The 21,861-nt window shown below is 45.5% G+C and carries 18 protein-coding genes, 1 tRNA gene and 2 pseudogenes; 9 read left to right on the top strand and 12 right to left on the bottom strand.

Annotation, left to right across the window (positions count from 1 at the left end; all coding sequences use genetic code 11):
• A partial coding sequence (locus E2K52_RS08540; protein WP_151204733.1) for a multidrug effflux MFS transporter occupies window positions 1-1,022 on the bottom strand: 1,022 nt, incomplete at its 3' end.
• 143 nt (window positions 1,023-1,165) lie between these two features.
• Here E2K52_RS08540 and yccS point away from each other — a divergent pair.
• The 4 genes from yccS to E2K52_RS15725 all read left to right on the top strand — a co-directional run bounded on the left by yccS (window position 1,166) and on the right by E2K52_RS15725 (window position 7,190).
• Window positions 1,166-3,340, top strand: coding sequence for a YccS family putative transporter (gene yccS, locus E2K52_RS08535; RefSeq protein ID WP_151204732.1), 2,175 nt, complete (start codon window positions 1,166-1,168; stop codon window positions 3,338-3,340).
• Window positions 3,341-3,425: 85 nt separating this feature from the next.
• A complete protein-coding gene (locus tag E2K52_RS08530) occupies window positions 3,426-3,986 on the top strand; it encodes a hypothetical protein (protein ID WP_151204731.1) in 561 nt (186 codons plus the stop codon).
• 179 nt (window positions 3,987-4,165) lie between these two features.
• A complete protein-coding gene (locus E2K52_RS08525; RefSeq protein WP_151204730.1) occupies window positions 4,166-6,712 on the top strand; it encodes a PepSY domain-containing protein in 2,547 nt (848 codons plus the stop codon).
• Window positions 6,713-6,863: 151 nt separating this feature from the next.
• Window positions 6,864-7,190, top strand: a complete 327-nt coding sequence (locus E2K52_RS15725) for an ElyC/SanA/YdcF family protein (RefSeq protein ID WP_151204729.1) — start codon at window positions 6,864-6,866, stop codon at window positions 7,188-7,190.
• 130 nt (window positions 7,191-7,320) lie between these two features.
• On the opposite strand, the gene E2K52_RS08515 is transcribed toward E2K52_RS15725, so the two are convergent.
• From E2K52_RS08515 to E2K52_RS08500, 4 genes are all read right to left on the bottom strand, one after another.
• Window positions 7,321-7,782 carry a DUF2750 domain-containing protein gene (locus E2K52_RS08515; protein WP_151204728.1) on the bottom strand — a complete coding sequence of 154 codons (462 nt, stop codon included), beginning with the start codon at window positions 7,780-7,782 and terminating at the stop codon, window positions 7,321-7,323.
• A gap of 71 nt (window positions 7,783-7,853) precedes the next feature.
• A tRNA-Val gene (locus E2K52_RS08510) sits at window positions 7,854-7,929 on the bottom strand.
• Window positions 7,930-8,387: 458 nt separating this feature from the next.
• The gene (elsL, locus tag E2K52_RS08505; protein WP_151204727.1) at window positions 8,388-8,930 is read right to left on the bottom strand and encodes a cell wall-recycling L,D-carboxypeptidase ElsL; all 543 of its coding nucleotides are present in this window, start codon (window positions 8,928-8,930) and stop codon (window positions 8,388-8,390) included.
• Window positions 8,927-9,364, bottom strand: coding sequence for a YbaN family protein (locus tag E2K52_RS08500; RefSeq protein ID WP_151204726.1), 438 nt, complete (start codon window positions 9,362-9,364; stop codon window positions 8,927-8,929). The genes elsL and E2K52_RS08500 overlap by 4 nt, the downstream gene beginning before the upstream one ends.
• An 87-nt stretch (window positions 9,365-9,451) precedes the next feature.
• On the opposite strand from E2K52_RS08500, the gene E2K52_RS08495 reads away from it, so the two are divergent.
• The 3 genes from E2K52_RS08495 to dapE all read left to right on the top strand — a co-directional run bounded on the left by E2K52_RS08495 (window position 9,452) and on the right by dapE (window position 11,848).
• The gene (locus E2K52_RS08495) at window positions 9,452-10,327 is read left to right on the top strand and encodes a DUF1853 family protein (protein ID WP_151204725.1); all 876 of its coding nucleotides are present in this window, start codon (window positions 9,452-9,454) and stop codon (window positions 10,325-10,327) included.
• Window positions 10,328-10,442: 115 nt separating this feature from the next.
• Window positions 10,443-10,592, top strand: coding sequence for an entericidin A/B family lipoprotein (locus tag E2K52_RS08490; protein ID WP_151204724.1), 150 nt, complete (start codon window positions 10,443-10,445; stop codon window positions 10,590-10,592).
• Window positions 10,593-10,711: 119 nt separating this feature from the next.
• Complete coding sequence (gene dapE, locus E2K52_RS08485) at window positions 10,712-11,848, top strand: succinyl-diaminopimelate desuccinylase (RefSeq protein WP_151204723.1); 1,137 nt, start codon at window positions 10,712-10,714, stop codon at window positions 11,846-11,848.
• A gap of 59 nt (window positions 11,849-11,907) precedes the next feature.
• On the opposite strand, the gene E2K52_RS08480 is transcribed toward dapE, so the two are convergent.
• The 7 genes and pseudogenes from E2K52_RS08480 to pilG form a co-directional block, all read right to left on the bottom strand.
• The gene (locus E2K52_RS08480; protein WP_151204722.1) at window positions 11,908-12,366 is read right to left on the bottom strand and encodes a hypothetical protein; all 459 of its coding nucleotides are present in this window, start codon (window positions 12,364-12,366) and stop codon (window positions 11,908-11,910) included.
• A pseudogene (locus E2K52_RS15720) lies at window positions 12,367-14,727 on the bottom strand (response regulator); the annotation flags it as partial.
• Window positions 14,728-14,997: 270 nt separating this feature from the next.
• A pseudogene (locus E2K52_RS15715) lies at window positions 14,998-16,851 on the bottom strand (Hpt domain-containing protein); the annotation flags it as partial.
• Window positions 16,852-17,019: 168 nt separating this feature from the next.
• Window positions 17,020-19,092, bottom strand: coding sequence for a methyl-accepting chemotaxis protein (locus E2K52_RS08470; RefSeq protein WP_151204720.1), 2,073 nt, complete (start codon window positions 19,090-19,092; stop codon window positions 17,020-17,022).
• A 46-nt stretch (window positions 19,093-19,138) separates the two neighbouring features.
• On the bottom strand, window positions 19,139-19,675 hold the full coding sequence (locus tag E2K52_RS08465; RefSeq protein ID WP_151204719.1) for a chemotaxis protein CheW: 537 nt from the start codon (window positions 19,673-19,675) through the stop codon (window positions 19,139-19,141).
• A gap of 5 nt (window positions 19,676-19,680) precedes the next feature.
• Window positions 19,681-20,049: a response regulator gene (locus E2K52_RS08460; RefSeq protein ID WP_151204718.1), complete on the bottom strand. Its 369-nt coding sequence runs from the start codon at window positions 20,047-20,049 to the stop codon at window positions 19,681-19,683.
• 25 nt (window positions 20,050-20,074) lie between these two features.
• Window positions 20,075-20,458, bottom strand: a complete 384-nt coding sequence (gene pilG / locus E2K52_RS08455; RefSeq protein ID WP_151204717.1) for a twitching motility response regulator PilG — start codon at window positions 20,456-20,458, stop codon at window positions 20,075-20,077.
• A gap of 285 nt (window positions 20,459-20,743) precedes the next feature.
• Here pilG and E2K52_RS08450 point away from each other — a divergent pair, with 285 nt between their 5' ends.
• Window positions 20,744-21,391, top strand: a complete 648-nt coding sequence (locus E2K52_RS08450) for a hypothetical protein (protein WP_151204716.1) — start codon at window positions 20,744-20,746, stop codon at window positions 21,389-21,391.
• 51 nt (window positions 21,392-21,442) lie between these two features.
• On the top strand, window positions 21,443-21,787 hold the full coding sequence (locus E2K52_RS08445) for a hypothetical protein (RefSeq protein WP_227548222.1): 345 nt from the start codon (window positions 21,443-21,445) through the stop codon (window positions 21,785-21,787).
• Window positions 21,788-21,861: the final 74 nt, after the last annotated feature.

Here is a 21,861-nt window from a genome sequence, read left to right as displayed (position 1 = left end):
CCCTGTTGGGACATGGCCAGTGCCATCGCATTGGGACCGGTAAAACCCACTGCCGCCACGACCAAAAACAGGGCGACCAGAACGGGAATGACTGACTGAGTATCCAGCAGCCCCATAATGAGTAAAGCACTCACCCCAAGGGCTTGTAGCCATAGTCCCAGTTGAAGTCGTCCCCGTATCGTGAAACGTCCCACCAGATGTTTATTAAGCGCTGAAGATAACATGATACCCATCGCATTTACTCCAAATGCATAGGCAAACTGCTGTTCACTCAGCTGGTAACGGTCCATAAAAATAGCCGAAGAGGCACTGATATAACTGAACATGATGCCACCCGACAGACAGCCTACCAGCATTGGATGCCGGAAACTCTCGTCCTGAAAAATGGCACGGTACAGACTTAATACCTGCTGAAAGTTCAGTTTCAGCTGCTGTTCCGGCTTTAGCGTTTCTTCAAACAGAAAATGTACGCAAGCCAGCATAAACAGGCCACTCATCATGAGGGCCACAAAGATCATGTGCCAATCATAAAAAATTAAAACCCAGGCACCCAAGCTGGGTGCAACAATCGGTGCGATACTGGTCACAATCATCATGCTGGCAAAAGCTTGAGCGGCCGACTGCATATCCAGACGGTCACGAATCGCAGCACGCACCATGACCACGCCTACACAGCCGCCTAAGGCCTGCAAAATCCGCGCTGCAATCAGACTCCATTCATTCTGGGCAAAGATACACAACACGCTCGCCACAATATAAAGACAGAGCCCGAAATACAGCGGCGGCTTACGTCCAACCCGGTCACTGATCGGACCATAAATCAGCTGCCCAAGCGCCAGCCCCAGAAAATAGGCAGGTAAACTGTTAGCGACCATCTGGGTACTGACCCCAAAGTCTGCGGCCATTTCTGGCAAGGCAGACAGATACATATCAATGGATAAAGGCCCCAATGCAGTCAGCGAAGCCAATAAAATAATCCAGGACATACGATAAGGCTGCTGTACTGTATTGCTTGAGTTCATGATTTAAGATTTAACGCGATGAATGCAGACAAGTTAACACAGCACATAGTATGATTTATATGGAAATTAAATGTTATCGAGATCGCATTTTTACGCGAATATTCACTCTCCCCCACACCAGACCGAAGGATAAAGGATCACCGTTGAAATCTTGGCTTAATCATCTTAAACGCACCACTTATAATACGACCTTGATGTATAACCTGCGTATGCTGGTCGCGTTTATAGGCACAGCCTTTGTGCCCTATTTTATGGGGCAGCAATTAATGACTATTCCCCTCACCTTGGGAGTGGTAGCAGCTGGCTTAAGCGATATTGATGACCGCTTTTCGGTGCGCATCCTGAATCAACTGTATACCTATCTCGGTTTCTTTATAACCGCTGTTGGTGTGTATCTACTATTTCCTTATCCGATTCTGTTTGCGCTGGCTTTAATTGTCTCCTGTATAGCCCTGATTCTGCTCGGTTCACTGGGACGGCGTTATGCCACAATTTCGTATGGCTGTCTGGTGGTGTCCGTCTATTCCATGCTGGGCGTTGACCTGTTTGATGGCTGGTATGTGCAGGCCGGCTTATTGGTGATTGGGGCCATGTGGTATGGTCTGCTCTCCACCTTAAGCTTTCTCTTCTTTCCGGCGCATCGTGCGCAGGATAGTCTGGCCAAATGCTATGCCTCACTGGGTGACTTTCTATATGCCAAGTCCAATCTGTTTGATGTCGACATGACCCCGAATAGCTATCAGCAGAGTATCATTGAGCTATCTCTGGAAAATGGCAAACTCATTTCGATTTTTAATGAAATGAAAACAGTGCTGTTAACCCGCCTGAAAGGTGACCGTGGGCAGAAGGACACCCGCCGCAGCCTGCAATACTATTTTGTCGCGCAGGATATTCATGAGCGGGCCGATTCGGCACATATTGACTACCAGAAACTGGCCAAGCTGTTTGAACACAGTGATGTGCTGTTTCGTTTTCAACGCATCCTGTCCCTACAGGCCAAAGCCTGTAAGGACCTGGCGGATAGTATTCAGCTCCGCACCACCTATGTACATAACAAGCGTTTCAAACATGCCTTTGGCAATCTGAGACAGTCTCTGGAAAAGCTACGACAAGAACAGCAATATGATCAGGTCTGGGTAAATGCCTTATTTTCGCTCTATCAAAACCTGAAGTCGATTGATGCCCAGCTGCGTAATCTGGAAACTGAGCGTCATATCAAATTTGACCGGGCCAAGTATATTGACCACCAGCTGAAAGATGATGATCTTAAAGGCTGGGAGGATATTAAAATACGGATCAAGCAGCATCTGACACCTGAATCCGTGCTGTTCCGGCATGCCATTCGCCTGTCGATTGTGCTGCTGATCAGTTATATCTTTGTGCAGCTAACCGATATTGAATACGGTTACTGGATTCTGCTGACGGCCCTGTTTGTCAGCCAGCCTAACTTTAACGCCACCAAGCGCCGCTTACGTTTACGCATTATTGGGACGCTGGCCGGTATTACGCTGGGTTATGCGATTTTGTATTTTGTGCCGTCAGTAGAAGGACAGTTATTACTGCTGGTCATCAGTGGTATTTTATTCTTTGAATTACGCAGCAAACAGTATGCTCAGGCCACGGCCTTTATTACCATTTTGGCCCTGATTAACTTTAACCTGGATGGAATGGGCTTTGCCGCAGCCTTCCCGCGCATGATCGACACCCTGATTGGCTGTGCGATTGCCTGGTTTGGGGTGAGCTTTATCTTCCCCGACTGGAAATTCCGTCGTCTACCGCGCAGCATCAATCGTACCCTACAAGCCGAGTGTGATTATCTGGGCGAAGTAATTGAACAGTATAAGTCAGGACGCAATAATGGCCTGAAATATCGGGTGGTGCGCCGCGCTGCGCATAATACCGATGCTGAAGTGGCTTCGCTGATTTCAACCTTGGCCACTGAACCCGACTTCGATCCGCAGCAAAAATCACTGGCTTTTGAGTTCTTATGCCTGAACCATACCTTTATCAGCTATATTGCGGCCTTGGGTGCGCATCGGGAAAAAATTCAGGATCAGGATATTTTGGACTTGCTCGACAAGGCGCTGATCGATATTCACGGTGCATTGCTGCATGATGAAATGCCGGATCTGAGTGCTCCCAAGATGCTGCTGGATATTCGTCAGCGCCTGTCCGACAATCGGGAAGATGACCAAAAGTCATTGATCATCTTACAGCAACTGTCGCTGATCTTTAGTATTCTGAATCAACTCAGTCAGTTAAAGCAAAGTTTAAGCCATGAGCACGATCAACAGGCTACCGAACTGGCTTCCCTATAATTTGACTGATTTTGGAACAATATACTCACTGAATGCATCCAATTAATGCTAAACTTTTTAAAGTTTTAAATCTGTTAATTTCATTATGACCGCGAAAAATTTATACGCTTATACCCTACAGCCTGTGAACTATGAAATTTCAGAAGCAGAGCAGCGCCATGCTCAGCTGACGATCTGGCGTAGCACCAATAAAATTGGCATGAAAGCCTGGCTGATCATGGGTGTTATTGTGGCCCTTTCCATTCTGGGTATTATTCTGCTCAAGAACTATTCGACCGTCTTCTGCTGGGTGGCGATTGTCTGTGTGGTGCTGTACTACCTGATTCGTACATTTGGCATGGAATGGTATGTCAAACGCAAGATGAATGAATTTCCAGTTCAGGAAATCAAGGGCATTCGTCTAGGCGTACAACCGCATGGCCTCGTGATGCGCCAGAAAATGGGCATGCAGGAAGGTGTGGGTGCAATTGGCTGGAAAGATATTTACGAGTGGTATAACACCCCTGAATTTATCCTGGTCAATTTCAAGGTAAAGGGCCAACAAGGTGCCTATATTCTGCCAAAACGTATGGACAGCAAGAATTTCTCTTTTGCCACCATCCGCAAACATCTACAAGCTGAAGTGGGCGAGCCGAAGCAGATCTAAATAGAAGTGAAGCTCAAAAACCTCCTGCCCGGGCATGGAGGTTTTTTTACAATATTTTTTTATAAAAAATTACCTAGATCACAATATAAATGATAATGAGAATAAATATTATTTTCAAACTCTATAATTTCCAGCTATAATTTTCGTAATTTTGTATAAACCACTTTCATCTGACGCCCATGTTAAAAAAAATGTTTTTCCAAATCCACTGGTTTCTGGGGATTAGCGCTGGTTTGATCCTTTCCATCATGGGAGTCACTGGGGCTATTTATTCTTATGAGCAGCAAATCTTAAAATGGATAAATACTGACAGTTATGTGGTTCAGATACAAAATCAACCAAAACTAAGCCCGGCTGAGCTATATCTACGCTTCCAGCAAAACCAGCCTGAGGCCAAAATTAATAGCGTTACGGTGGCCAGCGATCCGGCTGCATCCAGCACAGTGAATATCGCCAAAGAAGGTGCACGACGCGGCCAGAATATTATGCTGAATCCCTACACGGCCGAAGCCCTGCCTGAGCTTAAAGGCCGTGAGTTCTTCCAGTTTGTTCAGCAGTTACACCGCTATTTAACATTGGGTCCATTCGGCAAGCAAATTACCGGTGCCTGTACCCTGATGCTCATCTTCTTCGTACTGTCCGGCCTGTATTTGCGTTGGCCCAAACGCCACTCAATTAAACAGTGGTTTCTGGTTAAGCCGAAGTTAAAAGGCCGAAATTTTATCTGGGATTTACATGCCGTAGTTGGAACTTGGGTAGTCATTTTCTACCTGCTGCTCGCATGCACCGGCCTGTACTGGTCGTATGACTGGTGGCGTAATGGCATGTTTAAAGTATTAGGAGTCGAGCGTCCTCAACCAACCATGCAGGCCAATGCCAATCAGGGTCGCAGTGGTAAAAATACTGAAAACACTCTGCCTCCAGAAACAACTGTGCAGATACTGGAGCAAAGCTGGATGGGTTTTAATACAGAATTCTCCGATAGATACTCGAGCGTGACGTTTACTCTTCCGAAAAAAGCCAATGGTAAAATAGAGTTGAGTTTCGTGGACCCGATCCCCCAGCATGAACGTGCGCGAAATACGGCAAGTTATCATTATTCTGATGCCAAGTTTTATGATGTCCAGCTCTATAAAGATAAAAAGTTAAATGAAAAAATCATGAGCAGTATGCTGCCCGTCCACCGGGGGAGCTTCTTTGGTCCGGTCTACCAGTTCTTAGTCATGCTGGCAGCTTTAACAATGCCTCTATTCTTCGTGACCGGCTGGATGCTGTATCTGAAACGCCGTAAACAGAAGAAACTGACGTTGGCTGCCCGTCAAAGTGCTAATGCCATTCCTTTAGATTCAAATACCACCCCCTGGCTGATTGCCTATGCTTCACAAACCGGTGTCTCCGAGCAGTTGGCCTGGCGTACCGCAACCGCCTTACAAGAAGCGCGTCAACCGGTTAAAGTTAAAACAGTACAGCAGTTAAGCCTGAGTGATCTGCAACAGGCTGAACAGGTGTTATTTGTTGCCAGCACCTATGGTACCGGCGAAGCACCGGATCTGGCTGCATCTTTTGAGAAAAAAATCCTGTCTGCAAAAACCGATCTCAGTCATCTCAGTTATGCAGTTCTGGCACTCGGCTCCCAGGAATATCCAGACACCTATTGCAGTTTTGGCCATCGTATTGATGCATGGCTGCAGCAGAATGCCGCCACACCATTATTCCCGACCATTGAAGTGGATAATGCCAATCATGAGCATATCCAGCAGTGGAATCAGGCACTGGCACAGGTCACGCAACTGGAATTACAAGCCATGCGCATTGACAAGACTTTTGATTCATGGACTTTGCATCAACGTGAGCTGCTCAATCCGGGCAGTCTGGGTGCGCCAGCCTTTAGTATTGAACTGACTCCTCAGCATGAAGCCATCTGGCAGGCAGGTGATATTGCCGAGATTCAGCCCGGCAATAGCCCTGAGCGGATTCAGGCCTTCCTTAATGAACATCAGATTGCAGCTGGTACACAGGTCCCATCTCTGCAACAAAGCATTGAACAGGCGCTTTGGGATCGTGACCTGACTCAAGCCAAGCCTTTTGACTCTCTGGAGCAGCTACTTGAGCAATTACCTGTTCTGCCTACCCGGGAATATTCGATTGCCAGCATTCCCAGCCAGCAGGTTTTACGCCTAGTGGTTCGTCAACAAAGCGATGCCCTAGGCCGCTTCGGTCTGGGATCAGGCTGGCTGACCGAGCATGCGCCGTTAGATACTTCAATTGCCTTACGTATCCGTAACAATGAATCCTTCCATCTGGTGGATGATAACCGTCCAATTATCTGTATTGGTAATGGTACTGGCATTGCCGGCCTACTCAGCCTGCTGAGCGCACGTAATCGTCAGGACTATACACAAAACTGGCTAATCTTCGGCGAGCGCCAGCGTGAACACGATTTCTTCTTTGCAGAAACGATTCAGGCATGGTTACAGATGGGCACACTGCAACGTCTGGATCTGGCCTTCTCTCGCGACCAGCCGGAAAAAGTCTATGTACATCATAAGCTGCGTGAACAGGCAGAAGAGCTAAAAACCTGGATTGCTCAGGGTGCAGTGATTTATGTATGCGGTAGCATTAATGGCATGGCCAGTGATGTTGATCAAGCCTTGATCGAGATTCTCGGAGAAAGTAGTGTCGATCAATTACGCCAGGATGGTCGTTATCGTCGTGATGTGTATTAAAACGATATAAAATCAAAAAACCGGGCAAAGCTGTCCGGTTTTTTATTGCATACAGAGATGACAACTTAATCTGTTCTTAAACAATCAGGACATAAAAATTTCCAGTCAACTTAAACACAGCCTGAGCTTGATCTTTACGGTGCTACTGCTCATGAACGGGGTCTGGACAGCCCCTCCCACTTTAAACAACTGTCCGGACAGCGCAGCAGCATATGTCCAGCCATATCCGGATAACTTGATGATTATCACGGGCGGACTCAGCTTTCAGGAAAAATATACCGAAGCTCAATGCATGGACCACTATCTGCGTACCACCTATCCACAGCTTCGCAATCAGATCATACCGGAAGACCGCAGCACCAGCACTGCACAGAATCTACTGTATTTACAAATAGTCTTAAAGCAGGATCTCAGACCCGACCGCCATTGTCACCAACGGTTTTCATACGCCACGCGCCCGTGCGATTGCCCGACATGAGGGCTATCAGCATGTCATCAACCTCAGTTCCACCATTCCCCTGTGTATTTGCTATCACTTCTGGTTAGGCGAATAGTTGGTGTTGATGAGTGGCTCTTCAATGGATATGAGGGTCTATTTAAAATAAATTCTAATGTAAACGGATCTGCCGCGGCAACGGCAGATCCAGATTTTTAAACAGTTCGGGTTTTTGTATATAGATCTGATAGAGATAATTTTTAATATCAAGCAGTAACTTTTCTGGCGCCACCAGAATATTTTGCCCTTCCGGAGTTAAATCCAGTGAAAGAATGGTCTTTTCCTGACGCAAAAAAGGAATGACTTTCTCAACAAAATCCTTGAGACTGATTTCCTGGACCTGATAATTGGCCCAGTTGTCTTTTATCAGCAGCCTGGCCAAACCCTTGCTTTGCCAGCTGGCAAAAGCCCGCTGTCCGGTCGGAGTCGCACAAAGTGCCCAGCCGTCTTGATAAAGTGCAAAAATGCCTGCATTGGCGACAATCGCTTCAATATACTGTTTATAGGCATATTTGGGATCGTAAGCAGAATTTTGGGTTTTTGAGGCGGCTTTGCGCTGATATGGATTTCTCATGGCCATGAAATCTTCAAATTATTATAGACTTTGGATTCTATGGAATAATCAGATTTTAGGCAAGAAAGATATGGTGGGCGCTGACGGGATCGAACCGCCGACATTCTGCTTGTAAGGCAGACGCTCTACCAACTGAGCTAAGCGCCCTTTCTAAACGTCTTCATCGTTTGATGAGGTGCATTATAGAGAATCCTCACAGACTGTCAAACGCTTTTCTGACTGTTTTCCACTTTTTCAGTGTGAGTGATTAAAAAATAGGTTAATTGTTAAAAAAAACAATACTTTTTGTTTATTTTTTAAGTTTATAGCAAATTTCAAGTGCTTTCTTTGAGCAGCGATCTGCACTTTTTCAGCTCTTAAATGAAAATTTAGGCCAGCACTTACCGAAAACGTCAAGACTGCTGAAAGATTATACAGGGCCTCAAAACTCTTCAGATGATAATCCTGTAATTCAAACATTTTCAGTCTTTCTCTAGTTTTAATATTTTATGATCCAGTCCTGTTGCTAACTTTCCTTTCCCTATATTTCCTTCAGACCATCCAGCAGTGAATTTAACACTCAGGACTTATTCACCTGGTGAAAATAAGTGATATTTCATCTGATTTTATTCATTCATCTGTCTTACTTTTAAAGATTCAGGTTCAATCTCCAGCGGCTGTTCCGAAAGATAGACCAGTGCGTCTTCATTCACCAGACGAAACAGCTCTGCTATATCTGCATTGCGCATCCGGATACAGCCATGTGACCTCGGCGTACCCATTGGTTCTGAATCTGGTGTGCCATGAATATAGATATAACGCTGATAGGTATCGCAGCCTTCGCCCTGATTAAAGCCGGCTTCCAGACCACAAAGCCACAAAATACGGCTTAAAATCCAGTCCCGCTCAGGAAACTGGGCTGCCAGCTCAGCATCATAAATCTCACCCGTGGCCTGACGGGCAATAAATACACTGTTTAAAGGCATTTCCTGACCAAATTTTTCTGCCACCTTATGCCAGCCACGCGGGGTCTTGCCACTATTTTCAGTTTCACCTATCCCGTTTTTTCCACTTGAAATCAGATAGCTCTTATTAAAGCGCGGCAAATGCAGTTTTTGCTGGGCTAAATCAATCAGAATTTCGGCCTGAGCCAGCTGTAAGTTATTCATGACTTATCATTCTCGGTCTTTTTCTTGATTAAAGAAGATACTGAGGTGGCGATCTGCTCATGTTGCTGGTTCTCTGCCAGGGGTTCAGGACGGCGCCATAACCAAATAGCCACAATCAGCAAGATGATATCAGTAAAGATTTTGACAGCGACAGGGGCTGGGGTCACCAGCATAATGATTCCACTGATCAGCATCATGATACTGGCCAACCATTTGGCCTTACGAGGCACCGTACCATTGGCTCGCCAGGCGCTAAGCGTAGGCCCATATTTTGGATGGTTAAGTAGCCATTCATCCATCTGTGGCCAACCTTTAGAAGCCGCCCAGGCAGCCAGAATTAAAAAGACTGTTGTTGGCATACCCGGCAAAAATGCACCGATAAAACCTAGGATCACAAACACCACCACTAGGCTTCGCCAAAACAACATTTTCATAAATCAGTCCCAACCCCGGAATTAGGGTAGTATAAAGTGTTTTTATCTGCTCTCCGTTATATTTCTGCACTTTTCACAGGTCACGTGATGCCCTTTTCCCGTCTAAATCAAAATTTTGTAGAAACATGGCAATGCTATCAGCACCCTTTGGTACGACAATTGGCCTTCGCTGTCGGCAGCCCCAACATCCTGTCCGGACTCCCAGATGAGCTGACGATTGTGCATGGTTTTGAGCTACACAATAACCAGCACTGGCAGCAGCATCTACAGCACTATCATCCGCGCCTGAAATATCTGGATCAGCATCCACAAGAACTGGAATATTTTGTCGGGCAACTGAAAAGCACCCGGCTCGGCCTGCGCTTTGAAATGCTGATCTGGTTCTGGCTATTGGATAATGCCTATCATCCTTACCAGCTTTTAGGACATAGTATTCAGAAAATTGACGGCGCCAAAACACTGGGTGAGCTGGATTTTTTAATGTTAAATAGCGATAGCGGTCTGGTTGAGCACTGGGAAATCGCCCTGAAATATTATCTGGCTGAGGCCGATTTCAGCCTGCCACACTGGTATGGCCTGAACCGCAGCGATACTTTAATCCGGAAAATGAAGCATTTTACCCAGAAACAGTTTCAGTTTACCGAGGCGCTTGGGCATCCTATCCAACAACGTTTTTGTGTGATTAAGGGCCAGCTTTATCTACCACTTCATCGTGCTGATCAGCCCCTGCCCGCATGGGTAAATACTGGACGGCGTCTGGGTTTATGGGGACAGCAGATTCCTGATCCCAGCTCCGGTTTTTATCGTCTGCAACGACATGAATGGATTTATCCAAATGCTCAGCCAAGCAGTTTAAAGCCATATTGGTGGACAGATGGATTATATAAAAAAGCAGATCAAGAAGATTTTTATATGTACCGCAATCCCTTACTACTTCCTTTATCTACACATAAGTCACTATAAAACATTACATCTATTAACCGAAGCACTATGAAAACCTCATGTTTTTTAGAACATATATTTTCTAATCTAAGTTCCACATCATAATAATTTTATTATTGATTATATGGAGATGATGATGAAAAAAATTCTTGCTACTTCATTGCTAATGGCTTTTGTATTGACTGGTTGTAATACGTTCAAAGGTCTGGGAAAAGACGTTTCCAAAGCTGGAGATACAGTCACTAATACCGCGGAAAAAACGTCTGAAGAAATCCGTCACAATTAAGTTTTTTCAAGTACCAGGAAGCCCTATCTACGATAGGGTTTTTTTATATGGCATATTCACATTCCAGCTTATATTCCCCTATTATAGAAGCCATAAATTTACCCACTTAAGAATACCCTATGGACTCTTCTGCCACTCTAGACTTAAGCCTGCAACTGTTACGCCAGCCTTCTATTACCCCTCTGGATCATGACTGCCAGACGATCATGGCGGAACGTTTAAAGCAGATCGGCTTTCATATTGAAGCCATGCGCTTTGAAGATGTGGATAATATCTGGGCGCGTAAAGGAACAGAAGACCCGGTATTCTGCTTTGCTGGCCATACGGATGTGGTACCTACAGGAAATCTGGAAGCCTGGAACTCGGACCCATTTCAGCCAGAAATCCGTGATGGCAAGCTCTATGGTCGTGGCAGTGCCGATATGAAAACAGCGCTAGCTGCTATGGTGGTGGCCACTGAGCGTTTTGTAGCAAAATATCCAAATCATAAAGGCTCGATTGCCTATCTGATTACTTCAGATGAAGAAGGCCCCTCCATCAATGGTACGGTGAAAGTCATTGAGACGCTGGAGGCACGCAATGAAAAAATCACTTGGTGTCTGGTGGGCGAACCATCAAGCACGCATCAACTCGGCGATATTATCAAAAATGGCCGTCGCGGTTCATTAAATGCCCATCTAACGGTTAAAGGCAAACAAGGCCATGTGGCTTATCCGCAGCTTGCAGTGAATCCGATTCATACTGCCTCTCAAGCTATTGCAGAATTATGTAATACGGTCTGGGATCATGGCAATGCCTATTTCCCGGCTACTTCTTTCCAGATTTCCAATATCAATGCCGGTACGGGTGCAACCAATGTGGTACCGGGCAGCATGGAACTGCTGTTTAACTTCCGTTACTCCACCGAAGTGACTGCCGAAGAACTTAAGGCACGTACCCTTGGGATTCTGGACCGTCATGGGGTGGAGTATGACATTTCCTGGACATTGTCTGGCTTGCCATTTCTGACCCCGGTGGGCGAACTGGTAAATGCTGCCAAGAATGCCATTTTGAGTGTGAAAGGTCGTGAAGCCGAACTGTCTACCTCTGGTGGGACCTCGGACGGCCGCTTTATTGCCCCTACTGGCGCTCAGGTGCTGGAGCTTGGGGTACTGAACGCCACCATCCACCAGATCAATGAACATGTAGATATTGCCGATCTAGAGCCACTGGCTGAAATTTATGAGCAGGTTCTGGTGAACTTACTGAGCCACTAAGCGCTAGATGAAGACATAAAAAAGGAACTCCGTAGAGTTCCTTTTTTATGTCTATATTCTTATAGACCGAGTGTAGCCTGAATATGTGCCATATTCGGGATATGGAATAACTGTTCTGCCATACGGACATACTGGAATACGGCAGGATCATGATCGGACTGCTCCGCATCCACCACTTCAGAAATACGTAAACGGATCGTTTTTGGCATTTCATTGCACATCAGGGCAAAACGCTGGTAGATTTCATCCCCTTCAATCACCAGGGCAACCCCCTGTTGCTGAGAAGGCTCATTCACCGCATAGACCGGCAGTTTGGCTTCATGCCACTCTACGGTTTTGACTTGGGTTGAACTATCCAGCGCTGACAAAACAATATTTTGCGGTAATAGCATCGGCGCTTTGCCGTGACAGTCAATAATATAAGCATCAATAAATCCGGTAGAGACCGTAATTAAATGCTGTAATTCCTGCTGACTAATCTGATCAGCCATCGTGCTGCTTAAGTTACTCTGACTCATCTATGACCCCTGTTGTACTGCAATGATTTCCTGAATATTCTCCAGCAACTCTGCTTCCTGGAACGGTTTACCCATATAGTGAGTAACCCCCAGACTGAACGCCCGTTCGCGATGTTTTTCACCGGTTCGCGATGTGATCATGATAATTGGCAGGTTACGGTGAATATCATGGTGACGAACCAGGTTGGTCACCTCGAAACCATCCATACGCGGCATCTCAATATCAAGCAGCATCAGATCCGGACGGATATTTTCAAGCTGCTCAATCGCATCGACACCATCTTTCGCCGTTACCACATCATAACCCTGACGCTCTAGCAGACGTGAAGTTACCTTACGCACTGTCACCGAATCATCCACAATCATCACCAGACGACGTGTATTTGAGTAGCGTGAACTATCACGATGATCTTGCAACTGTTTCAGACGCTGAGTGGTTTGAATCTGACGGGCAATATTCTGACCATCCAGAATCAGACAGACCTGACCATCACCAAGAATCGTTGCACCAGCCACTACGCCAATATTGGCAAACTGCTGACCCACTGGTTTCACGACAATCTGGGCACGTGAGCCGACCAGCTGATCAACCAGCAAGGCAATGGTCTGACCACTATTGCCTTTGATCAGCAGTACCGGAAGTGAATGACCGATATTGTTCAGACGTGGAATTGGCTGATTAGCAACAAATTCGGACAAAGAACGTAGCTTGTAATTTTCATTATCAATCTTGAAGTGGTCATCTTTACTATTAAAGTAAGTTTCCAGTGTTGACGGCGCAATACGGACAATACGGTCAATCTGGGCCAGTGGAATGGCATATTGCTGATCACCCACTTTCACCATCAGGGCATCGCTGACCGCCACTGTTGTAGGAACGCGAATGCTGAAGGTGGTTCCCTTGCCTAATTCGGATGTCACCGAGACATGACCGCCGAGCAGCTTGATCTGACTTTGTACGACATCCAGCCCGACCCCACGACCGGAAATCTGGGTGACCGCTGTGGCAGTACTAAAGCCAGGATGGAAAATCAGCTGCAAGATTTCTTCCTGATCCAGCATCTGATCTTCTTTGATAAGACCCAGGCCAAGAGCCTTTTCCCGAATCTTTCCGGCATCAATGCCTTTACCGTCATCACTGAAGGAAACGATAACATCTGTTCCTTGGCGGCTAATATTTAATACAATAGCGCCCACTTCCGGCTTGTGCAGTGCAAGACGCTCAGCGCGATCTTCCAGACCATGGTCAATCGCATTACGCAGCATATGCTCAAATGGAGTCACCAGACGTTCCAGAATATTACGGTCCAATTCGCCTTCATTATTTTGTACGATTAATTCAGCAGGACGGCTCAAGCTGGTCGATGTCTGACGTACAATACGTTGCAAGCGCGGCAGCATGCGGTCAAATGGAACCAGACGGGTACGCATCAGGCTCTCCTGAATCTCGGCCTGAATCCGTGACTGTTGCAATAACAAGCCTTCAGTTTCCCTAATCTTGTCTGCCAGGGTACTTTTGAAATCCACCAAGTCAGATGCCGACTCCGCCAGAGATTTAGACAGCTGGTTCAAAGAAGAATATTGGTCCATTTCCAGTGGGTCAAAGTCTGCATAACGCGAGTTTTCTGAACCGTGTTTGGCAATAATCTGGGATTCCAGCTCACCTTCCATTCGGCGTAACTGATCGGCCAGACGCTTGATCGCAAGCTCCATCTCGTTCAGGGTATTGCCCAGCTGCCCCAAATCCATTTCGATACGGGAACGGTTAATCGCGTTCTCACCCGACAGGTCGATCATCTTCTCCACCAGATCGGCCGAGATACGGATCATCTCATTGCTGGTATCGCCCGTACCTGTATGCGCCCACTCACCCATCATCTGAGGTGGTTCAGTACCATCACCTTCTATAAATTCGAAACTAGGAACCGCAGCCAGATGTTCAGTTTTGGCCAGGTGTTCAGGCAATTGTGCCGTTACATCTACATACTGGATCTTTGCCAGACCGCTTTGAATCTGCTCAACATTGCTATAGTCGCGCTGGAAAATTGCCTGTTTTAGCCAGGCCAGCGTTTTTTGCAACAGGCCATCATACGCATTCGAGTTAAAATGATAGACTGCGAACTGCTCGAAAGTAGTTTCCAGCTCATAGGCAATGCTCGCAACCGTTTCATTGTCAATCATACGTGCGCCACCTTTAATACTGTGGGCGGCACGTTGTAATTGTAGTAACAAGCTACGGTCGCTACGCTGTTCAAACCATTGCTTCAGCAGTTTTTCTGCATTGTCGAGAACCTCTTCAGATTCTTCTAGGAAGCTTTCTTCAACGATAGATTTCAGCTCATCCTCTGCCGAAAGCTCGGCAGTAACTGCCACTACTTCAAGACCAGATTCTATTGCTGCCGGTTTTTCAGATATCAGCTCATCAGTGCTGTCATCAGCAGTTTCAACTATCAACTCATTTGCTAAATCACCCAGCGCATCAGCCTGCGCTGTATTCTTCAGCTCAACACTTGCTGGTACTCCCGTTTCAACAGGTGTCTCAACCGCCTGTCCTGCTGCCAGCGTCTGAATATTTTGCAGAATTGCAATTGCTTCAGGTGCCGGATAGTCAATGCCTTCATCACGCATCGCCTGGATACGGTCAGAAACGTTGTCCTGTACCAGACGAATCATCTGGATTAAGGCGGGAGTGACCTGAATTTGCTGGCGAATAATCCGCTCATAAATACTTTCCAGTTCATGCGCAATTGCACCAATATGTGACGCCATAATCATGTTTGCGCCCCCTTTCAAGGTATGCAAATGGCGCATCAGATTATTTAATGAAGCCGTGTCATTTTGTTTTTTGGTCCAGCTATTCAGGTCTTCATCAATACTGACCAACAATTCATCTGCTTCTTCCAGGAAAATATTCAGCAGGTCTTCATCAAAGTCACGCTGTGCCTCACTACTTTCAATCAGCTGACGGTCTGCGGCAATCCGCTGGCTTAATACAGCAAAATCCACACTCCCCGTAGTAGCAGCTTCAGCTAATGGCTCTGCTTGAGCGAACGTATTTTCTATCGGAGTTTCTGTACACTCATCCTTCAAGATTTCCAGATCCTGCTGTACAAATGCCGACAGTTCGCCCAGGGTCTTATGCACTTGTTCGCTTAAGATCACCCGCTGTCCCGCTGCCAGTGTATCGAACAGATGGATGAATTCCTGATGCGCCTGTGCAAACAGCTCATAAGCATAATTACTGCCGAGCAGTACCGGCTTTTCCAGTAAGGCATCATAGGCCAGTTTCAGATCAGCAGTAAACTCATGGATGCCAAGTGCTGCGCGATTATCGGTATGTGCAAGCAGTTCCGCTGCCTGCTGGCTTAAAGCCTGAATATATTCCGGATAATCCATCTGGGCACGTTTATCAAACTCAAACTCGGCATCCAGCAACAGATCAATATTCAGCTCAACCAGTTTGGAAACCAGACCTTGAGTTTCCGGACGATCTGCTTCACTGGCTGCATAGCCATAATCATCCCAAACCTTGATGAAAGTAGCATAGACCTTGTTCAGGGCTTCCTGCTCACTCTGGCCCAATAAATGCAAATAGTCACTGATAAATTCAGCATACTGGATCAATAAAGCCGTCTCTTTAGAGGTCGAAACGATTTCATCCTGTACCAGGGTTTTAAACAAATGTTCTACTTTGGAGCTGGCATCAAAAATCTGCTCGATTTGCGCCATGGATGAACTGCCACGTAAAGTATGAATGGCACGAATCAGGGCATTATAATCCTGAGTTTTTTCATCTTCATTGCCCAGGAATCTGGCAATTGTTTCAAGATGCTCTTCTGCTTCTTCAATAAAGATTGCGACAGTTTCATCAATATCATTCTGAGCCATCGTGTCCTGATTTTCAGCGGCCTGTTCTGGACTAAGTGAAGTACTATCAAGCTCGCTGCTGGAACTGTCTGCCAATTCAAGACCTGTGATCTGGCCTTCAGCCGTCAAGCTGTCTGCCAACTGCAAGAGTTCTTCTAGAGCTGGCTCAGGTGAAATTTGTTGTTGTAATTGTTGTCCCAACAGGATGACTGGGCGCAAATCAACATCCAGCTCCCGCACCTGCTTAAATTTTGGATATAAAACAAACTGGTAAATATTCAGTACAGCTTTGGCATATTGCTGAATCACCGGTGTTAGCTGAATCGAGCCTGAGAGGACCCGGTTTAAGCTATCCTCAACTGTCCACGCAATTTCCCCGGCTGTTTTTGCCCCTACCATCCGCCCTGAACCTTTCAGGGTATGAAAATGGCGACGAATCGTAGTCAGCGTCTCCTGCTGACCTGGATTGGCAAACCATTCTGGAAATAAAGCATTTAACTCAACGAAGATCTCTTCGATTTCTTCAACAAAGATTTCAAGAATTTCTGCATCTTGATCAAGATAACTATCTTCAGGAAGCGTTGTCGTTTCAACTAAATTTTTTAATATTTCTTTCATAGCTCATGCTTCTTACGTTGTGCCGCCAAGAAGGGCGCTCAAACTTAATTGTCATCGTCACGCGAGACCTAACGTTATGAAGTTAAGTACATCTTGTCGAGGCTTTATCTGTATGTCCCAATGTGCCTCAACCTAGATCAAGGCACATTTCCCCCATATGCTCTAACTTTATTCTGGCAGTTTAAAGTCAGATACAGATTCACGTAATGCATCGGCCATGTTTGCCAACTCAGAAACAGAGCGTGCTGTGTCAAAAGTTGCACTCGTGGTTTGCGACGTAATCTCCTGAACAACGTTCATCGTGGTCGCAATATGACCTGCAGAAGCAGACTGCAGTTTTGCTGCATCAGAAATGCTTGCAATCAGTTTTGCCAAGTTATTCGATACGGTTTGAATCTCGTCCAGTGCTACACCGGCGTCTTTAGACAGGTTCGCACCACGCACAACCTCGGCTGTGGTTTGTTCCATCGAAATTACCGCTTCGTTGGTATCGGTCTGAATCGTTTTCACTAGGCCTTCAATCTGCTTGGTTGCAGAGGCAGAACGTTCCGCAAGACGTTGTACTTCATCCGCGACAACCGCGAAACCACGACCGGCCTCACCTGCCATCGACGCTTGAATTGCAGCGTTCAAGGCAAGAATGTTGGTCTGGTCAGCAATATCGTTAATCAGGGCAACGATGTTACCAATTTCCTGTGAAGATTCACCCAGACGTTTAATACGCTTCGAGGTTTCCTGAATCTGTTCACGAATGGTGTCCATCCCCTCAATTGAGCGGTTTACAACGTCTGCACCATTGGCAGCAATTTGTACCGAACGTTCCGCAACCATGGCAGATTCTTCAGCGTTTGAAGATACCTGGTCAATCGACATTGCCATTTCGTTAATTGCAGCAGAAGCACCGGCAATTTCTTGGGCCTGGTGTTCAGAAGCTTCTGCTAACTGGTTGGTAATGCTTTGTGTGGTTGCCGTATATTGCGCTACTTCATGTGAAGTTTCGGTAATACGTGATACCAGATCACGTAACTGGTCAATCGCAAAGTTAATCGAGTCGGCAATCGCACCGGTAAAGTCTTCAGATACTGTCGCATATGAGCGTAAGTCACCATCTGCAAGGTCAGCAATCTCGTCCAGTAAACGTAGAATCGCATTCTGGTTACGGTCATATTCATCTTGCAGGCGTGTTACACGCTGTTTATCCGATGCTCCACGCAGGGATAACAGTTTGAATACACAGATCAGGAAGCCAATCAATAACAGAATTAATAAAACCGCTGGAAGAATCGTCGTCAGACCGGCTTTGCTTGACAGTTTATTCAGATTATTCAGCAGCACGTCAGATTCGGTGAAAACCGCAGCAGAAGCTTGACGAACGTTGACAATTTGAGTCGAGTTTTTCAGGATCGTTGCAGACGCAGACTGCAATACATCATCATATTCAGCCTTGATCCCTTCCAGAGATTCACGCAGGTTCGGATCATTGACACGTTCTACACCCAGTTCAGCAGAACCGTTCAATTGGGCATTTAAATAAGAACCAAAAGTTTCCGTATCGGCACTGAAGTCATCCGCTGATTCACGGGAACCATCGCTACCCGTCAATACCAAACTGATTGAACGCAAGATACGTTCTGCAATAAATACCTGGTTTTTCGCAATAACAACCTGGTTAGAAGGCATGTTCTGACGCGCCATCTGGTCAACCATCAGGTTATATTCTGCCTGAATCCCCGGGATGGCTTCACCAATCGCGATATTAGTATCATACAGCTGGTTAATGATTTTTTGTTGCGACGCAATCAGGTCAATATTAGATGACATCTTGCTCCACTGTTGATTCACCGTGTCCAGTGCTTCATTGTCCGGATGAATACTTTTCACTGTTTCCAGGTTTTCAGCAAACGCTTTTTGTGATTCAGTCAGGCTTTTCATCGCTTCCGGTGTTCCCGAAGCAGTGGCTTCTGTCGCCTGACGTGAAATCATTTGCGAAAGTAGGCGTAAATCACCCAGACTTTGAGTCAGCTGGTTGGTACGTGGCACGCTATAGAAAAGATATAGCAAGGTAATGAGTGCCGCGAGTAGACAGCCTATTGCCCCGTAAATAAGCGGCTTAGACTTTTCACTGTCACCAAATACACGTGATAACTGATCTGTTTGTGATTGAATCTTGGCTAAAAAAGCATTGCCACTTTTGCGGCTGGTACTTTCACCTGTATTCTTCTTTTTAAGTTTAAAGCCCATGCAGCTTCTCCCCGATTTACGCCTTTATTACTTTCGTGTGCGACGTTTAATTTATAAATTTTATTGACGCGTTCATAAATTTTGGATTTTGCAACAAACGACTGAATAAGAAGACATGCCATTGCTGGTTATGCTGGTGAAAAAATCCCTGACAGTAGTCTTGCAGGTTTTTATCCAATTCAGTGGTCTTAGAAAAGAAACTTTTCTTGTTAAAGTGTTGAATCCCCAAAACTTGATCAACGACCAAGCCGACATAATGGTCATTATGATGTATACATAATACTTTTTGAGTAGGCAAAAACTGACTGGCATGCCCCGAAACATATTGTGCCAGATCAGAAACAGACAACAGTCTTCCCCGGATATTCGCCAAACCTAACACCCAGGATTGCGTATTAGGAACTGGCGTATATTTTGGAGGATAGATCACTTCAGATACTTCCCCCAGCGGCGCAACAAAATATTGCCCCATCATCTCAAAAGCGATACCTGACCATCGGTTGACTTCATTTTCATTGGAAACGTAGTTTTTATTCCCCCGTTTCGCAATGCGAAGCAATTCGATAAATCCATTTGCTGCCATAGAGCTTATCCTGCATTGAGGTGTTGCTTAATCACATCAATTAATTGTTGTTCATCAACAGGCTTGGTCAAGTAGTCCGCAGCACCCTGCCGTTTACCCCAAACGCGGTCAGTGGCCTGATCCTTGGTACTTACGATCACAATCGGAATATGCTTGGTAGTTTCGCCACGCGCAATCTGACGGGTCGCCTGAAAGCCGTTTACCCCTGGCATTACTACATCCATCAGCACCAGATCAGGCAACTCTGCCTGCGCCATGGTGACACCATCGGCGCCATTGGCTGCTTCAATCACCTCAAAGCCATGTTTGCTAAGAATCTCTCTAAAGCGAAAGGTTTCTGTCGGTGAGTCATCTACAATTAAGATACGTGCCATGCCATTCCCCAAAAAAAATCAAATATTAAGCACTAATGTGGTTACGGATTGCGTTAAGCAATTCATCTTTACTGAAAGGTTTAGTTAAATATTCATCCGAACCGACAACACGACCTTTGGCCTGATCAAATAAACCGTCTTTACTCGAAAGCATAATCACAGGAATATTCTGATAGTTCTGTGAGTTTTTGATCAAGGCACAGGTTTGATAGCCATCCAGACGCGGCATCATGATATCGACAAAAATAATATCCGGATTGGCTTCTGCAATTTTAGACAATGCTTCAAAACCATCAACGGCAGTGACGACTTCATAGCCTTCGCGTTGCAGTAAAGTTTCTGCGGTACGGCGAATTGTTTTTGAGTCATCAATGACCATAACTTTTAAATTCTGGAATTTATCATCCATTTATTACCCCGTCCCCTTTTAGAAATGATATGCCATAAGGCTGATAGCATTATTTTATTACGATTCGCCAACATTTTTAACACAAACTTACTTATATTATCAATGAGCATTTTTTGTACAAGTTGGCAGAGTTTACAAATTACAAGAACTGCTTCACACTTTATTTATACTGGTGATTTTTTTTTGATTAACGGTGGTTTTTTATTGAAGAATTTGGGTCTAATATAACCATATTATTACTTTAAAATAAGTAATTTAGTCAACTTTAAATTTGGGGAGCCAATGATGGGTCAGTTTTCGGAAAAACTTGCTGTCATTGATAAAAATAAAATGACTGGCCAATTCATTCTTGTACTTGCCTTATTTACGCAGGTGAGCCTGAGCTATGCCAATACCCAGCAAAACCCACAAAAAGCCACCTGGTATCGCTATTATGACAGCAAAGGTGTGGCCAATATCAGCACCAATGTCACCCCCAATCATATTCATTATGGTTATGAAGCACTTGATCAGAATATGCAGGTGATTAAGCGCGCGCGCCCTTATAATGCCGAGCTGGATATCAAGCAGGCACCGCAACGTGCCCAGCAGGCAAAGCGTCTGGCCGAGGACCAGAAACTTAAACGTGCCTATAACAGCAGCCATATAGCCTCCCAGAAAAAGACCGAAGCCCTGAACCAGTTGAAAAAGCAGATTAACTTTCAACAGGAACAAATGAAGCAGTTACAAAAAGACCAGATCATGTTTGTACGTCAGGAACGTGAATATTTACGTAAAGGCAAAGCACCGCCTGCGGCTTTAAAAACCAGCCTGCAAAACAACCAGAAAAATCTCACTTTCCAAAAAGAGAATATTCAGTCTTTACAAAGTCGCTATCGAAACCTGGAAGCAGAATACGACAGAATTATTGCTCGTTTACAAGCACTTGAATAAACATATAAAACTTGTCGTTGCTTTTGGCGACCACAAGTATGAAGGACTCTTATGCAATCTGCACAGCCTCATCTTTTGGATATGCCCTCTCCGCGCTCAGTCTTGATGATGAGTGCACTTTGCTTAAATTTACTGCTACTTGGCTGTAGTCAAAATGAGTCAGCCCCACCAGCAACGACTCCCCAAACAATTGAACTGATTCCTCAAGATCTGGTGGCGGTGAAAGCCGGCAATTTAGTCCAGAAAACCGCTTTTACCGGTACAATTCGTGCCGTAAATCAAAGCAGCATTCAGGCCCAGGTCACAGCAACAGCTACCAGCGTCAATGCCCAAGTAGGTCAGACGGGCGGCCTGGACAAAAAAGAAATTCTGTTAAATATTGAACAAAAAAATTAAGCTTTAAGTATCTAAAATAATTGAATAATTAAAATATGGAAAATTCTACAATATCGATATTTGGCTCACTCTGG

Source organism: Acinetobacter sp. RF14B, from assembly GCF_006864105.1.
GTDB classification, from domain to species: domain Bacteria; phylum Pseudomonadota; class Gammaproteobacteria; order Pseudomonadales; family Moraxellaceae; genus Acinetobacter; species Acinetobacter lwoffii_C.
Note: the sequence above shows the minus strand (reverse complement) of the source record. Positions and strands in the feature narration are given on the sequence as shown.

Coding starts and splice junctions, on each gene's coding strand:
- E2K52_RS08530 (WP_151204731.1), top strand. CDS start 3,426: ATGACCGCGAAAAATTTATACGCTTATACCCTACAGCCTGTGAACTAT.
- E2K52_RS08525 (WP_151204730.1), top strand. CDS start 4,166: ATGTTAAAAAAAATGTTTTTCCAAATCCACTGGTTTCTGGGGATTAGC.
- E2K52_RS15725 (WP_151204729.1), top strand. CDS start 6,864: ATGAACGGGGTCTGGACAGCCCCTCCCACTTTAAACAACTGTCCGGAC.
- E2K52_RS08515 (WP_151204728.1), bottom strand. CDS start 7,782: ATGAGAAATCCATATCAGCGCAAAGCCGCCTCAAAAACCCAAAATTCT.
- elsL (WP_151204727.1), bottom strand. CDS start 8,930: ATGAATAACTTACAGCTGGCTCAGGCCGAAATTCTGATTGATTTAGCC.
- E2K52_RS08500 (WP_151204726.1), bottom strand. CDS start 9,364: ATGAAAATGTTGTTTTGGCGAAGCCTAGTGGTGGTGTTTGTGATCCTA.
- E2K52_RS08495 (WP_151204725.1), top strand. CDS start 9,452: ATGCCCTTTTCCCGTCTAAATCAAAATTTTGTAGAAACATGGCAATGC.
- E2K52_RS08490 (WP_151204724.1), top strand. CDS start 10,443: ATGAAAAAAATTCTTGCTACTTCATTGCTAATGGCTTTTGTATTGACT.
- dapE (WP_151204723.1), top strand. CDS start 10,712: ATGGACTCTTCTGCCACTCTAGACTTAAGCCTGCAACTGTTACGCCAG.
- E2K52_RS08480 (WP_151204722.1), bottom strand. CDS start 12,366: ATGAGTCAGAGTAACTTAAGCAGCACGATGGCTGATCAGATTAGTCAG.
- E2K52_RS08470 (WP_151204720.1), bottom strand. CDS start 19,092: ATGGGCTTTAAACTTAAAAAGAAGAATACAGGTGAAAGTACCAGCCGC.
- E2K52_RS08465 (WP_151204719.1), bottom strand. CDS start 19,675: ATGGCAGCAAATGGATTTATCGAATTGCTTCGCATTGCGAAACGGGGG.
- E2K52_RS08460 (WP_151204718.1), bottom strand. CDS start 20,049: ATGGCACGTATCTTAATTGTAGATGACTCACCGACAGAAACCTTTCGC.
- pilG (WP_151204717.1), bottom strand. CDS start 20,458: ATGGATGATAAATTCCAGAATTTAAAAGTTATGGTCATTGATGACTCA.
- E2K52_RS08450 (WP_151204716.1), top strand. CDS start 20,744: ATGGGTCAGTTTTCGGAAAAACTTGCTGTCATTGATAAAAATAAAATG.
- E2K52_RS08445 (WP_227548222.1), top strand. CDS start 21,443: ATGCAATCTGCACAGCCTCATCTTTTGGATATGCCCTCTCCGCGCTCA.